The 13672-nt window shown below is 70.0% G+C and carries 17 protein-coding genes; 9 read left to right on the plus strand and 8 right to left on the minus strand.

What is annotated here, in order from left to right; translation table 11 throughout:
- The first annotated feature begins 3 nt into the window (after positions 1-3).
- The 6 genes from ACZ59A_RS41375 to ACZ59A_RS41400 all read left to right on the plus strand — a co-directional run bounded on the left by ACZ59A_RS41375 (position 4) and on the right by ACZ59A_RS41400 (position 5362).
- Positions 4-492 carry an NUDIX domain-containing protein gene (locus ACZ59A_RS41375; RefSeq protein WP_470970112.1) on the plus strand — a complete coding sequence of 163 codons (489 nt, stop codon included), beginning with the start codon at positions 4-6 and terminating at the stop codon, positions 490-492.
- Positions 489-1403: an NAD(P)-dependent oxidoreductase gene (locus tag ACZ59A_RS41380; protein ID WP_470970114.1), complete on the plus strand. Its 915-nt coding sequence runs from the start codon at positions 489-491 to the stop codon at positions 1401-1403. Before ACZ59A_RS41375 ends, ACZ59A_RS41380 begins: the two co-directional genes overlap by 4 nt.
- Positions 1400-2242 carry a nucleotidyltransferase domain-containing protein gene (locus ACZ59A_RS41385; RefSeq protein ID WP_470970117.1) on the plus strand — a complete coding sequence of 281 codons (843 nt, stop codon included), beginning with the start codon at positions 1400-1402 and terminating at the stop codon, positions 2240-2242. Before ACZ59A_RS41380 ends, ACZ59A_RS41385 begins: the two co-directional genes overlap by 4 nt.
- Positions 2243-2275: 33 nt before the next feature.
- Positions 2276-4156 (plus strand): radical SAM protein, encoded by a 1881-nt coding sequence (locus tag ACZ59A_RS41390; protein ID WP_470970119.1) that lies wholly within the window; start codon positions 2276-2278, stop codon positions 4154-4156.
- A 91-nt stretch (positions 4157-4247) separates the two neighbouring features.
- On the plus strand, positions 4248-4382 hold the full coding sequence (locus ACZ59A_RS41395; protein WP_470970122.1) for a hypothetical protein: 135 nt from the start codon (positions 4248-4250) through the stop codon (positions 4380-4382).
- Between the two features lie 74 nt (positions 4383-4456).
- Positions 4457-5362: an aKG-HExxH-type peptide beta-hydroxylase gene (locus ACZ59A_RS41400; protein WP_470970124.1), complete on the plus strand. Its 906-nt coding sequence runs from the start codon at positions 4457-4459 to the stop codon at positions 5360-5362.
- 72 nt (positions 5363-5434) lie between these two features.
- Here ACZ59A_RS41400 and ACZ59A_RS41405 read toward each other — a convergent pair whose 3' ends face one another.
- The 6 genes from ACZ59A_RS41405 to ACZ59A_RS41430 form a co-directional block, all read right to left on the minus strand.
- Positions 5435-6058 (minus strand): hypothetical protein, encoded by a 624-nt coding sequence (locus ACZ59A_RS41405; RefSeq protein ID WP_470970127.1) that lies wholly within the window; start codon positions 6056-6058, stop codon positions 5435-5437.
- A 433-nt stretch (positions 6059-6491) separates the two neighbouring features.
- A complete protein-coding gene (locus tag ACZ59A_RS41410; protein ID WP_470970130.1) occupies positions 6492-6926 on the minus strand; it encodes a hypothetical protein in 435 nt (144 codons plus the stop codon).
- A complete protein-coding gene (locus ACZ59A_RS41415) occupies positions 6923-7681 on the minus strand; it encodes a hypothetical protein (protein ID WP_470970132.1) in 759 nt (252 codons plus the stop codon). Before ACZ59A_RS41415 ends, ACZ59A_RS41410 begins: the two co-directional genes overlap by 4 nt.
- Positions 7678-8727: a hypothetical protein gene (locus tag ACZ59A_RS41420; RefSeq protein ID WP_470970134.1), complete on the minus strand. Its 1050-nt coding sequence runs from the start codon at positions 8725-8727 to the stop codon at positions 7678-7680. Before ACZ59A_RS41420 ends, ACZ59A_RS41415 begins: the two co-directional genes overlap by 4 nt.
- A gap of 32 nt (positions 8728-8759) precedes the next feature.
- Positions 8760-8942: a hypothetical protein gene (locus ACZ59A_RS41425; protein WP_470970137.1), complete on the minus strand. Its 183-nt coding sequence runs from the start codon at positions 8940-8942 to the stop codon at positions 8760-8762.
- Positions 8939-9382, minus strand: coding sequence for a hypothetical protein (locus ACZ59A_RS41430; protein WP_470970139.1), 444 nt, complete (start codon positions 9380-9382; stop codon positions 8939-8941). The genes ACZ59A_RS41425 and ACZ59A_RS41430 overlap by 4 nt, the downstream gene beginning before the upstream one ends.
- Positions 9383-9778: 396 nt before the next feature.
- Between ACZ59A_RS41430 and ACZ59A_RS41435 the strand changes: the two genes are divergently transcribed.
- A complete protein-coding gene (locus ACZ59A_RS41435; protein WP_470970142.1) occupies positions 9779-10048 on the plus strand; it encodes a hypothetical protein in 270 nt (89 codons plus the stop codon).
- Positions 10049-10077: 29 nt separating this feature from the next.
- Positions 10078-10521, plus strand: coding sequence for a hypothetical protein (locus ACZ59A_RS41440; RefSeq protein ID WP_470970144.1), 444 nt, complete (start codon positions 10078-10080; stop codon positions 10519-10521).
- A 120-nt stretch (positions 10522-10641) separates the two neighbouring features.
- Here ACZ59A_RS41440 and ACZ59A_RS41445 read toward each other — a convergent pair whose 3' ends face one another.
- Entirely contained in the window at positions 10642-10857 is a 216-nt protein-coding gene (locus ACZ59A_RS41445) for an e9imm peptide (protein WP_470970146.1), read from the minus strand.
- A 352-nt stretch (positions 10858-11209) separates the two neighbouring features.
- The gene (locus ACZ59A_RS41450) at positions 11210-11611 is read right to left on the minus strand and encodes a hypothetical protein (RefSeq protein ID WP_470970149.1); all 402 of its coding nucleotides are present in this window, start codon (positions 11609-11611) and stop codon (positions 11210-11212) included.
- A 153-nt stretch (positions 11612-11764) separates the two neighbouring features.
- Between ACZ59A_RS41450 and ACZ59A_RS41455 the strand changes: the two genes are divergently transcribed.
- Positions 11765-13546 (plus strand): immunity 49 family protein, encoded by a 1782-nt coding sequence (locus ACZ59A_RS41455; protein ID WP_470970151.1) that lies wholly within the window; start codon positions 11765-11767, stop codon positions 13544-13546.
- Positions 13547-13672 lie beyond the last annotated feature (126 nt).

Below are 13672 nucleotides of genomic sequence, written 5' to 3' on the forward strand. Positions count from 1 at the left end.
CCCTTGAGCGCCCTGCCCAGCATCAGCGTGTCGGTGAAGGCCGCGATCATCCACGAGGACCGGATTCTGCTCCTGTCCTACGACGACAGCGCCGACGGCGGCTGCTTCCACTACAACCTGCCCGGCGGCAAGGCCATCGCGGGCGAGCCGCTGCGTGACGCCGTCGTCCGCAAGGTCCGCCAGGAGACCGGACTGACCGTGCGCACCGTGCGGGAGATGTTCGTCGTGGAGTACGTGCCCGGCCAGTTCGGCAAGGACCTGGGGGATCAGCACAAGACGCAGCACAACTTCCTCGCCGAGATCACCGACGGCCGCACCGAGCCCCGGTTCTCCGACCCGCGCGACCCCATCCAGATCGGCTTCGAGTGGGTGCCGCTGGACCAGCTCACCACGAAGACCCTGATCCCCCAGGTCGCCCCCTCGATCCGCGACCGGCTCGCGGACCCCCGCGACGTGCTCGTGGACCGCGCCCAGCCGAGGCGGGCCCGGTGAGGCCGCCGACGATCCTCGTCGCCCGGGGAGCGGCCGACCCGAACATGCTGGTCCGCCAGCTCAGCACGCACGACGTCTACGAGTTCACCCGCTTTCGTGACCTCGTCGGCCCGGCCCGGCGCGCGGAGCTGATCGTCCTGCGCTCCGGCGTCAGCCTCGGCGCCGAGCAGCTGGCCGCCCTGCCGCGCTTGCGTCACGTCATCCGGGCCGGGTCCGGGCTGGACAGCATCGACACCGCCCTCCTGGCCGCGCGGGGCATCGGCCTGCACCGCTGCCCCGAGGCATCGGCTCCGGCGGTCGCCGAATGGTGCCTGGTGGCGCTGCTGGCCCTGGCCCGCCGCCTCCCGCTCGGCGCGCACGGTGTGGCCCGGGGCGACCACCTCAAGGCGGCCTGCATGGGGGTGCCGGTGGCGTCGATGAACGTGGCCGTCTGGGGCGCCGGACCGGTCGGGCGCGCCGCGGCCGCGGCCATCCGCCCCCTGGCCGCGGACATGGCCTTTGCCGCCCGGCCGAGCATCACCGGGCTGCCCCAGATGCCCGCGAGCGAGCTGCCCGGCTGGGCGGACGCCCACATCGTCGCGCTGCCCGCCACCGCGGAGACCACCCGCCTGTTCGGCGGCGACTTCCTGCACGCGGCAGCCGGACGGCGGCCCCTGCTCATCCTCGCCGGCCGTCTGGCCACCATCGACACCACCGGCTGTCTGAAGGCGCTGGCCGACGGCCGTCTGTCCGGGCTCGCCCTCGACCCGGTCGAGGCCGGGGACACGCACCTGTTCACGCCCGGCGACGAGCCGCTGAACCTGCTGGTCACCCCGCACCTGGGGGCGCAGCGCGCGGACGTCCGCACGCGCCTGAACGCCTGGGTGACCGCCACCGCCCGCACGGTCCTGCACGGGAAGGGGGCGGCGTGAACCGGTGGGTGGAGCACAGGGTCCGCGTGGCCCGCACGGTGGCGAATCAGCTGGCCGAGGAGTATCCGGGCGCGCCGGTGTGGCTGGTCGGGCCGGTGGCGTGCGGGCTCGCCCACGCCGCCAGCGACGTCGATCTGCGGGTGCTGTTCACCGATCGCCCGGTGCCGGTATTGCAGTCCCGCATCATCGACGGAGTCCGGGTCGACTTGGAGGCGCAGGCCACCGAGGAGGTCGATGAACTCCGCGGTCTGCTTGAGCGGTTCCACCTCCGCGGCGACGACGTCGATCTGTTCCGCACCGTCCGGCGCCGCCTGTCGGCCCTGACCGCTCTTCGCACCGCCCGAGCCCTGCACGACGGGCAGCAGCCCGTCCTCACCGCGGCCGAGCGGGGCGTCTACCGCAGGTGGGCGCTGGCCGACCGGGTGCAGCACGCGATCGGCCTGGTCGAGGACCTGGACGGCCTGTCCCGGGCCGGGCTGGACGGCGCCCGGGACCTGGTGGCCGCGCAGCTGCACCTCGCCGTCCAGCAGGCCGAGAACGTCGCCGCCGGCCACCCGCTGCTCGGCGACAAGTGGACTCCCGTCCTCGCCGACGGCACTTGGCCGCCCGCGGGGCCGGGCCTGCACACCGCCCGTCAAGCCCGCCTCCGGCTGCTGACCGCGCTGTGGACCGTGTGGCCCGAGGACGCCGAACCGGAGGGGGCGGTGCCGCAGGACTGGCTGGACGTCGGCTGGCTGCCCCAGCGCTACAGCGACGGATGGCGGTTGAAGTTCGCCGACGCGACCATCCGCCTCACTCCCGGCCAGCTGGCCGCCTGGCACCACGCCCTTAGCCCCTGACCGGGGCCCCGCTCGCCTTCCTGGGAGGCACCTGTGCAACCTGCCAGCCTGAACGAGGAGATCGGCCACCTGTACCGGTCGCTGGACCGGTCCGAGGACGACGCGGTCTCGGTGATCCTCAAGGTCCGCGGAGAGACCTGCGACATCGACTGCCTGCACTGCTACGAGAAACGCAAGGAATCCCCCGGCGGCGCCCGGGTCAGCGCCGAGCAGGTCCAGCTCCTGCCGAAGATCTTCGGGGACCGGCCGCTCGCCATCGAACTCCACGGCGGTGAACCGCTCACCGCGGGCAAGGACCACATCGCCCACCTGCTGCGCACCCTCGCAGGACTGCCGCAGGTCAAGCGCCTGTCATTGCAGACCAACGGCGTCCAGCTCGACGCCGAATGGCTCGACCTGTTCGACGCCCTGTACCCGGGCCTGGAACTCGGGATCTCCCTCGACGGTGACCCCGAGGGCAACCGGTGGCGCCTCGGGTACGACGGCCAGCCCACCTACCCGCTGGTGGTCAAAGCCCTGGAACTCCTGGCCGAGCGCGGCCGCAGGTGCGGGATTATCACCACCGTCACCCCCGCCGTCCTGGGCCGCCCGGCCCAGGTGCTGGACCACCTGGCCGCGTTCGAGGCCGTCACCTCTGTCAGCTTCGTGCCGTGCTTCGACACCACGATCACCCGGCCCACCACGCACACCGGCCGACGCCGCCCAGCCAGCCGCGTCCTCCAGCAGACCGCCCTGAACGGCCCCGGCCCACAGTGGGCTATCACCCCCGCCCAGTACACCGACTTCGTCCTCGGCCTCACCCAGCACTGGATCGCCAGCGGCCACTTCCGCCGCCTGAAGCTCTCCCCTGCCGTGCCCACCATCCGCCGCCTGCGGGGACTGAACGCCTCTTTCTGCCACTTCTCCGACATGAAGTGCGACCACATTTTCACCCTCTACCCCGACGGCCGCCTGGGCAGCTGCGACGAACTGCCATGGCCCCAGGCCCAGCTCACCCGCCTCCAGCCCACTACCAGCCAGGCCGAAATCACCGCAGCCCAGCGCGGCTCCAACCTCCTGAACCAGGGCAAGAGCCTCATGCGCGCGTGCACGACCTGCGACTACCGCGCCACCTGCGGCGGCGGCTGCATCGCCACCCGCTGGCGCATGAACCACGCCGACCAGCACGCTGCGTACTGCGAGCACCGGATGCGGCTCATCGACGGCACCGCCGCACTGCTGGCCGCCCCCGACTACCCCGGCGGCGCGTGGTGCCGAACCACCCGCTGGCGTCCCACCCCCGTCAACCGGATGCGCGACGTCGACAATTTCCTGACCACCTGGGACAACCCGACCGCTCCCCGCCCGGCGGCCGAGCTGCGCACCAGCGAGTTCGGCAACATCAACACCGTCGGCCTTCCAGGCACCCACCCGGCCGACGACCTCGACCCCGCCCACCCGCAGTGGACCTCCGCGATCGAGCCCGGCATCAAACCGCTCGTCGACCACCTCACCAGCGGCTGGCAGCTGGTCACCTACGACAGCTGCGCAGGCCACCAGTACGACGACAGCGCCCGCAACGACCAGACCAGAGAAGTGGGCATCCTCCCCCGCACCCGAGCCGAGTACGCCGCCACCGCCACCGCCCTGTGCCGGGCTGCCACCCGATGCGCGGCCGCCATGCCGGACGCCGTCCAACTCCTCCTCGCCCGCAACAACCTGACCTGCCAGACCACCGGCCACACCTACCCGGTACTCGACCTCCGCCTGCTCCCCACCTCCAACACGGCCGGCGCCGCGTACTTCGATGCCCTCGACGACGCCACCGCGCTCCTCCTCGCGGCTCTGGAGGCCGACAACCCCACCAGCGGAGCCGACTGCGCCTGCCCGCTCCCGGCCGACATTCCCCCCACGGCCCTGCCGGTCACCGCGTGACCACGACACCGCGGGGGCGAGCACCCCCGGGATCCGCAACAATCCCCCGCCCCTCCCCGGCAACCACACACAAAGAGAGAAGGAACCGCCGATGAACGAGACCTGGGCCACGGACTTCCTCGCCTCCGTCGCGGAACTCACCGACGACGGCACCGTCCGCATCACCGCGCACTCCTCCCGCGAGGGCTCCGACGACTGGACGCCCGAGACCCCCGTCGTCCCCTGATCTGGCGCACTCCACACCACCGGGGCCAGGGCTCACACGAGCCCTGGCCCCACCACCCCGCCAAGGAGACCGCCATGGACCTCACCACCATCCTCCGGATGCACGCGATCGACGACCTCCACCGGACCAAGACCGACCGCATCCACCAGGCCCTCACCCGCGGCGCCGGACACGCCCTCACACCTCCCGCCCGCACCCCGGCCGCCTACGCACTCGCCCACCACGTTCTGGAAGGCGCCGAGCACGCCGCCCACACCGACGACTCCGACACCTTCACCTGGTACACCGACCACCCCGACGCCAGAGCCGCCGAACTCACCCCAGCCACCGGACCGCTCACCCTCGCGCCCGACGAAAAGGACCTGCTCACCTCGGACATCGCCGACACCCCGTACTACGTCCTCGGCCCCACCACCCAGCCCGCCCCGGAACACCTGGGCGAGCTCACCGCGCAGTCGGCCACTCTCGCCGCCGACCACGGCTTCGGCGACCTGGTCGACACACACGCCTCGATCGTGTGCCTGCTCACCGGGAAACCCCTCGGCAGCCCCCTGCGCAGCTGGACCATCAGCCGCCTGCCCGGCACCGTCTTCCTCGACTACGTCCCCGAGAATCCCGCCATGGTCGCCCGGGACCTCGTCCACGAGGCCGGACACAACTGGCTCAACGATGCGCTCACCGTCACCGGCTGCGCGCTCGACAACACCCGCACCTTCTACTCCCCATGGAAGAAGACCCACCGGCCGGCGTACGGATTCATCCACGCCTGCTGGTCGTTCTCCCTCGTCACGCTCTACGTCGCCTCCGTACTGCCCACCACCAACGGCGAGACCCAGACCTTCCTCACCGCCTACCTCGACCGGCAGCGCGCCCAACTCCGCACCGTCTTCAATGACCACGAGACCGCCCTGCAGACCATCACGGACGGCGCTCTCCGCGCCGCCCTGCGAGCGGTCTACCGGTACGCTCTCGCGCTGTGACGACGAGCCCAGCGGCCGTTACCGTCACCCGTACCTCTTCTGCGGGGAGCGGCCGTGGCCCTCCGGAGCCCGTTAACCGAGGTGCATGGGCCACATGCGGGTGCTCATGTCGATGTCGGCACAGTCGTCACACACCAGGGCAGGGCGTCCACGCTCGTCACGGCGCAGGCGCTGCGCTCCGTACACGTCGCACAGGGCGCAGGGGATCCCGCGGTCCGGGTGGTGCGGCCGGTTGACCGGGATTTCCGCCATGCGGAGACCGGGCAGGTCCTCGAACTCAAACCCCTTGCCGGTGAGCAGCTGCTCGACCGCTGTCCGTGAGCGGCGCGCGACGGTGACGACGGGCAGGTGCTTCACGCCGCCGGAGCGTACTGCGTACCCGAGGAACGTGGGCTCGCCCGCCTCGGTGCGCTGGCGAGCGGTCGTGACGGCGTCGGTGAAGGCGGCGTCGGACAGGTAGACGACGCGCCCGAATTTATCGTGTTCGTCGCACTCTGGGTGCAAGCGGCTGAGGTCCCATCCGTGCCGTGCGCACAGACGCACGCTGGAAAGGCGTCCGCCGCGCCAGGCTTGGATGTCCTTCTCGGCTTTGGCCACCTGGGACACGCTGACCAAGATGCCGAGGCTGGCCAGATGGTCCGCGGCTTCCCGTGTCTCCCGTTGGTCCTGACGGCTGAGGCTGGAGAAATCGGGCATGAGGAGTCCCCTCAGTTGGTGGGGCCCGGCGCGGTCCGCCAGGCCATCCCTGAAGGGCTGATGAAGTGCCCCGGCTCCATGTGGAATCCGGAGGCAACGGGGCGAGTGATGCAACGGTACTACTCGACCTGGTCAGGAGAAACCACGATTTACCCCTCTGTGGCGCCCGGGCTGCTAACGTGATGCACGTGCCGGCCCCCCGGGCCTGGCGCAGCATCATCCCTGGTGGGTTCGCAACAGCATGCTGGCACGGTGCGTGTTGCATCATCATCATCCCTGAAGGGATCGCAAGGTTCGTGCCTTGCCTTGATCGGCTTGGCGGGCTTTGCCTCATCAGCCCATAAGGGCTACCCCCGCGCTGCGGGACGCGTAGGGCCCGGTCGGATGCTTTCCGGCCGGGCCCTACGCGTCTCTGCGGCGGGGTCTGCGGTGCTCAGTCTCGTTCGAAGGCCGCCTCGCTGAGGTGCCGGGTGAGCACGTCGGCGATGGTGGTGAGCGCGCCTTCGAGGTCGAGGTGGTCGGTGCCGTCCACGCCGGTGCTCAGCAGCGGGCTGTCCGTCTCCACGGTGCTCCAGCCGCGTCCGGGATGGCCGGCTGCGCGGCGCAACTGCACGGTGATGGACCGGCCGATGGGCAGCGTGAGGCTGACCGTGGCCTGGCTGACGATCCCCTGGACGTCGAGCAGATCTAACAGGTGCTCGTCGGTACGCGCGGCGAGGTCGAGCGGGGTCTGCTGGGAGGCCCAGTAGGTGTGTGCCTCGTGCTGGGCCATGCGGCACCGTTCGGCCAGATCCTGGGCCAGTTCGGCGCGCCGCGCAGGTTCAAGGTCCCCCAGGAGTTCGGCGATCCGGCTGTAGGCGATGCTCATCTGCCACGCGGCGGTAGCCAATGGCTCGGGGCGTCGGGGGGGGGAAGCGTCCGCATGGCCGGGAGTAGGACGGTCTCGGCGTGCCGGGCGAGGCCGTCTACCGCCTCGGCTTTCAGGGGGCCCTCGGGGCTGTGCTGCGCGGCCGCGGGCTGCTCCTCGCGCGGCGCGGGGGCGGGCACGGCGCGGAGGTCCGGGCCGTCCGCCGTCGGCCGGGGCGCGGTCAGCTCGGCGCGCAGGACTCGGACCATGGTGTACTCGCTCGTGCCGCCGGGGCCGCCTGCGCCCGCGGCCAGGAGTTGGGCGATGGCGGGTTCGTCCTCGGGGGCGACGGCGCGGTCGGGGCTGGGCGTGGCGTCGAGGATGCTGTCGATGTGGGCGAGGATCGCGTGGTCTTCGGGGGTCAGATCGGCGGGGTTGCCGCCCATCTGCCGTTGAGGGAGGTTTGCCCGCCGCCAGGCGGCGCCTTCGGTCATCGTCCGGGCGAGGACGCCGTCCCGGCGGGCGTGGATGGCGCGGGCCGCCCAGGCGCGGGGGGAGTTGCTGCGGCTGGTGGAGATCTGGCGGTCGCGCATGTCGGGGTAGTGGGGTCCGGCGAGGGCGTCGGTCAGGTGCTCGCGCATCTGGTCGCGGGTCGGACCGTCGGTCCACGTCAGGCACCACCGGGTGCTGGTGTCGTAGGTCAGCTCGACGGTGACCCCGGTGGTCTGGATGAGGTGCTGGGCCAGGCGCCGGGCCTGGGTGCTGCGAGTGCTCATCGGCCCGTCAGCCCCTTCTCCGTTACGGCCACCGCGGAGACGGAGAGGTCGTCGGCGGGGCTGGTCTCCTCGCTCAGCATCGCGACCAGTCGCTGCCGGAGGGTGAAGTCCGCGTCGAGGGCGCGGCAAGTCTCCGGGGTGTCGGCCTCCAGCAGGACCGTCCCGGCGACCCAGGCCAGCGGCTGAACGTGGTCCAGCAGCCGGACCTCGGGGAGACGGGCGACGGTGCGCTCCCATGCCCCGGAGAGCCAGCTGCTGGGGGTGCCCATGCTCTCCCAGGGAACGCCGCGGTGGGGGACCGCGCGCAGGGCAGCGGCCCGGGCGCGGTCCTCCTTGATCCACTGGTGGGTCTCGGGCAGGGCGTCGCCCTCGCGGATCAGCCGCTCGTACAGCGTCACCCGCCGGTCGCAGACAGCGGCCTGCGCCTGCGGGTCGGGCACCACCTGCTCATTGAGCAGACGACCGGAGATATCGTCGGCCAGCATCAGCATGGAGGTGGTGGAGTGCCGGGGCAGACCGCCACTGACCGGGTGCTCCTCACCCGCCCAGCCGTCGGTCGCGATGGTGCGCTCGCGCAGCCAGGTGTCCAGCTCCCGGGCGGTGTGCTCGGCGTTGATGGGGTCCGGGGTGTAGCGGACGCCGTACGGGATCCGCTCGTCGTCGGGGGTGCCGTCGGAGTGGAGACGCTCGGGCTCTTTGAAGGGCGCGCACCAGCCGTCTACGTGCTCGAAGAACTTCTTGTGCGCGGACTGCCTGGTCATGCCCAGGGCTTCGCCGACCTCCTCCCAGCTGGTACCGCGCCCGCGCTCGTAGACCACTGCCCGCCGCAGAACCTCCTCGGCGCGGCGGACCAGGCTGGCGGCCTCCTCGATGTAGCTGCCCCCGCCGGCCATGCCGGAACTGTCGTAGGAGGTGGTGATCCCGGCGAGGGCGGAATCGGCGGCATCCCGGTAGGCATCGGAGAGCATGAGACGGGCCAATGCCACCTCGGTATAAGGGTGCGGCGGGTCCTGCTCCGCGAGCTGCGGTACTTCCTTCTCCGTCATCCTGTCAGCCTATGGCTGACAGCATGGCCGTGTCAGCCATAGGCTGACAGCAGGGTTTCCGGGTCCACGAATTCGCCCATCCGGGTGGCTTCGGCGAAGCGCAGCCGCCGATGACCGTAGGAGATGACGACACGCGGGCCGGGCGGACGGAACAGCTCAAGCTGCCCCGGGCACACGGGAGTTGTCTGCGCCGTCGGCGTGTCCAGGGCGTTCACTGGCTGGCCTCCGGGGCCTGCTCGGCGGCCGCCGCTTCGGCACGCAGCTCCGCCTTCATCACGTCGTAGCGTGCGGCGTCCTCGGCGTCGTGGTACTCGACGTACACCCACCGGGCGTGGTCGTACCCCTCCTCTTCCCGCCACGGGAAGACGGCCCGCCACAGCGTGTTCCAGGCATCCTGGAGAGCGTAGAGGCAGCGCAGCCGCTCGCGGCCGTCGTGGAAGCTGTCCGCAGCCAGCGCCTGGGACTGACGGCCGACGGTGTGCTCCGCACTGCGGATGATGGCATCCAGCGCGAAGCCCATCTTGTAGGTCTCGGTGCCGTAGTGCTCGTCCATCTGAGCGCGCAGTCGCGGCGCGAGGAACGCGAAGACGGCCTCACCGTCGGCGGCGGTGAGGTCCACGACGTACCGCCGGGGCGGTTCCGGAGTCGATGACACAGACGTTCGATTCCTTCCGGGTCGGCGGTCCGGTTCGCTGACTTGCCGTCATGTCCGGTTTATCGCCTCGGATACGGCACATTATCCGAGCACTGGGCCCCGGACGGGGGTGATGCAAAAGGCTGCACGCTCGACCAAGCCCCAGTGCCCCTCGACCTCGGCCCGGGGTGCGATCAGGCACAGGTCGAGACGGGCAGTTCCGTGTGCGCCGATATCGGGTGGCACTTGAATCTCGCGCGAGACACAGCTGTGCGAGAACAGAGCTGAACTTTGACATTCACCCGTGCAGGTGAACTCACGCATAGCGACACCTGAGAGATGCCGCGAACCATACGGTTTCTGCCCAGGGAAATGGTCTCGATACATCGATTAGGGTGGTTCACGATGATGCGTCGCTTGGGTGTTCTGTTCGCGGGGCTGGCGATGGCCGTCCCCATCGCGCTGAGCGGGACGGAAACGGCCGGAGCACTCTCAGCCAGGAATTTCCATGCGGAAGTGAAGTGCACCAAGGTTCGTATCAGCAACAACCACGGCGTCGGCTTCGTGACCGGGCACGGCCGCGGCAATACGAAGCCGAAGGCAGTGACGGCGGCCAAGCGAGATGCCAACTCCAAGGTCGGATCCGGTCACCGAGCCAAGCACTGCCGGACTGTACGCGTCCACTGAGCGAAGAGAAAAGGGGCGAAGATCTCGGCATGGCAGACCAGGACAAGACCTTTGCAGTGCATCTGGGGATCTTCGCCTCCCCTCACGATCGGGACCTCCTGCTTGAACGGGGAGCCGAAAACGTCTCCTCAATGGAGGGCATCGCAGCACGTCACGTCTATTACGCATCCGCGAAGGAGACAGCGGCCCTCGACCCTGACCTCACTGTGAGCGACCTCTACGCCGAGTTGCCGGAGCAATGGCGCGATGAGCACCCCGGCGAAGATCCTGGCACTCGTGAGATCGGGGAGATCCGTATTACCGTCGTGAGTCGGAAGCCGAACCCACAGGCCGTTATGGACGCGCTGGCACATGCGGCCTGCCCATCGTTCGAGCACGCGGGGCCCTGTCCCGTGCCCTGGTCGGCGGACTTCATCACCGATGACGACGATGCCTCGACTCAATATCTGCACTCGGCTCGGTCCTCGAACTGATCCCCCCGAATCGGCACGACCACTTCGTAGCGCTCGGGGAGAAGCCCACGGGGGCTTGGGCGGCCTTCTGTACCGGTGCGCGAAAGCCGTGTTACCGAGCTGGTCGGCACCCAGAGGACTTCACAGAGCGATCGGCCGATGCGACAGGGCTTGGTCGACCACTTCCTCAGCCGAAAGCTCCCGCTGCGGTGGCCAGAAAATCAAGGCGCTGACGTGCCCCGTTGGACATGCCAGCGCCCTGTCGAGCAGGTCAAGCCACTGGTCTACCTGCTCTTCGGATGCATGGTCCGCGTCCATGATCCTCTGCACGAGGTCAACCGCCTCGGTTCGGCTCATCTCCACTGACCTACCGTCCCCTCGGCCGGGGCCACACCTCCCGGCCGACATCAGCGCGGCCCTGCTCCTGGTCCTCCACGGTGGATCCCGTCCTCATCGACCACGATCACGGGCGGGCAGTCCGGGCAGGAGAAAAGGTCCTGAGAGCCGATCCAGCGCCATCCGTTGTCCCACAGCCCGGAGTGATCCCTGTTGTCCGGAACCAGCGCACTGGCTGCGCACCGGGTGCAGGTGACGGTGTTCTTGGACATCAGTGGGCTCCTTCCGGCCGGGGACTGGAGACTATCCGGATCGTCGCCGAGCCCTGCGCCGGTGGGGGCGGCGCTATGTCCCCGGAGACCTAGCGCACCTCTCAAGACGTCTGGGCGAGGGCCTTGACCACGGCGGCGTTCGCGGCGCCGGTGAGAGAGCCGGGGAGGGGACGGCCATTGCCAGCCGGACCTGAATCGCCGTACAGCTCTTCAAGGAGCTGCGCCGCGGGGAGGCCGCGGGCCTTCCCCTCGCGCAGCCTCTGGATCCAGACCATGCCGTGGTTTACCGCGCGGGAGCCACCTGCCTCGCGCGGTTCGTAGAAGGCGGCGTCGTCCTCGTCACCGGCCCACACATATCCCAGGACCGACCCGTCGTCCTTGTCGACCACGGTGAAGTACCGCACCGGCCGCTCGGTCCAGTTCCGGTACCGCGCCGGACCAGACTTCTCCCTCCACTGAATGTCCTCTGCGAACCGCGGGTTGATCGGTTGTTCACTGCTCATGGCGTCCGCATTCCTGCTCGGGCTGATCTGCAACGAAGGCTACGGGCCGCCCTCGTTCCGCTGCTACCTGGGCAGACTTCTGTACCGGTGCGCGGCAGTGTGTCCGCCCCCACGCCTAGGCTGCAAGCCAATCCAGTGATCAAGGAGCGGGGCATGCAGATTGAGCGTCACCAGGTGGGCAGGGACGCGGTCTCGGCGGTACGCGACGACTTCGTGAACCGGATCGGCGGTCAGGTCCGGTCCATGTCGAAAGCAGGCCCGATAGCCACCTACGAGTGGCAGCTGCTCGCCGAGGAGTTTCACGAGTACCTGGGCGCGCTGTCGGTCCAGACGCCCGACCTCGACACCCCGGAGGCCAAGGCCGTCCTGAAGGACGCCACCGAAGCCGCGGCCGGCGCCGTCGCGTACGCGGCGTACCACCCGCACAATGCGTTTTCCGTCATGCTCGAATACGTCAACTTCGGGATGAGCTACGACCCCGGCGGCGAGGAGGACCCGGGGGACCAGGTCATCCCGCACGAGTGGGTCGACGCGTTCTGTCTCGCGGTCTTGTCGGATAAGGCCACGCTGCATGGCGAGGCTTTCCACTTCGCCCGGGAGAAGTTCCGCGCGGCCGTGGAGGGAACCAGCGCCGGTGAGCTGGCCACCGGCTTCATGGCCCAAGTCCTTGGAGACATTGGCGACGACGGCGCGGAGTACCCGCCGAGCGCGGAAGCCAGACTCGGCGCGATCGACGCGGCGCTCGCCCGGATACGGGTCCGGGCGGAGGAGACCGACGAGGACATGTTCCGCCAGCCGTACGCCGTGGCGTTGCAGACCCTGCGTGCTCTGGCCGCAGGAGACCGGGAGGCGTTCGACACCGGCCTGATGGACCTGCTTCTCCCCCTGGCCGAACAGCGCGGGCCCGCTGCTGGGCCGAGCAGCCTCCTGCCGCTGCTGCCGATCGCCCTGGCCGCGCTCGCGTACCGGGGCCCGGGGTGGGAGCCCGCGGTCGAGACCGACTACCTCCCGCGCGCCCTGGTCACCGGGTTCGAGACTCCCGGTCCGCGCGTCGGCGGCCTGGGCCGCGACCGTCGTGCGGACGCGGTCGCCGCGCTGGCCGACGGCACGGTGGTCATCGACCGGCCGATTGCGCCCCGGCCCCTGCATCCGGAGAGCGAGGCGCACTTCGAGGAATACACCCGCAAGGCGTTCACCGAGACGAACGGTCAGCGCCCCGCCGTACGGCGGCTTGCCCGTGCGATGGGCGACCAGGAGATCCTTTTCAAGGAACGTGCCTCTCTCTCCGCCGATGTAACGGATGTCCAGATGGCGAATCTGCGCCTGGCCTCCCAGCTGGGGGCGGCCCTGTTCCGCATAGCCCTTGCCGAGCCCGGTACGGAGGCCGAGGTGACCATCGACGGTCGTACGGTCACCTACCCGGCCACCCGCGGCGAGCACATGAGCCCCGGCCACTGGCACACCGCCACGAACTTCGCGCTGGTCACCGGCGTACGTGAGGACCTTGCCCCGCTGGTGCTGACCGGTCCGGCCTACGCCTGCAAGGACGGTTCCGCGTTCACCGCGTACCGCGAAGCCCTCCACGACTACCTGAGGGGTGAAGATCCCTTCCCGGCGACAGAGCGGGCCTTGCAGGAAGCGGAGCGGGCCAGGGACTGGGGATTCTTCCCGCCGCCCGCCGTTCTGTTCTCCCAGCTCGTCGAGGGCGATGAGGAGAGCTTCAACCTGGCCCTGGCCGACGCCCTCGAAGCCCACCGCGACCACTACCAGGTCGCCGACCGCGCGGACGACTCGGACGCGACGATCAACCTCGACATCCTGGCGCTGACCTGCCACGCCCGCCGCAGGGGCTGGACGATCCGCGTCGCCTCCCCCTACCTGCCGCCGCGACTGCTCCAGGCGGCCGAACCCTTCCAGGCGCTGAACAGGCGCTGACCCGAGACAGGGCACAGCTTCGATCAGCGGCGGCCGCCGATGGGCCCGCACCGGAACGCGGGACCCCCGTTCGGTGCCGCCGTTACACCTGGCCTCCACGGCGTCGAGCCCGTTCGTGCCGGTCAC

It is taken from the genome of Streptomyces sp. NPDC040405, from assembly GCF_055595765.1.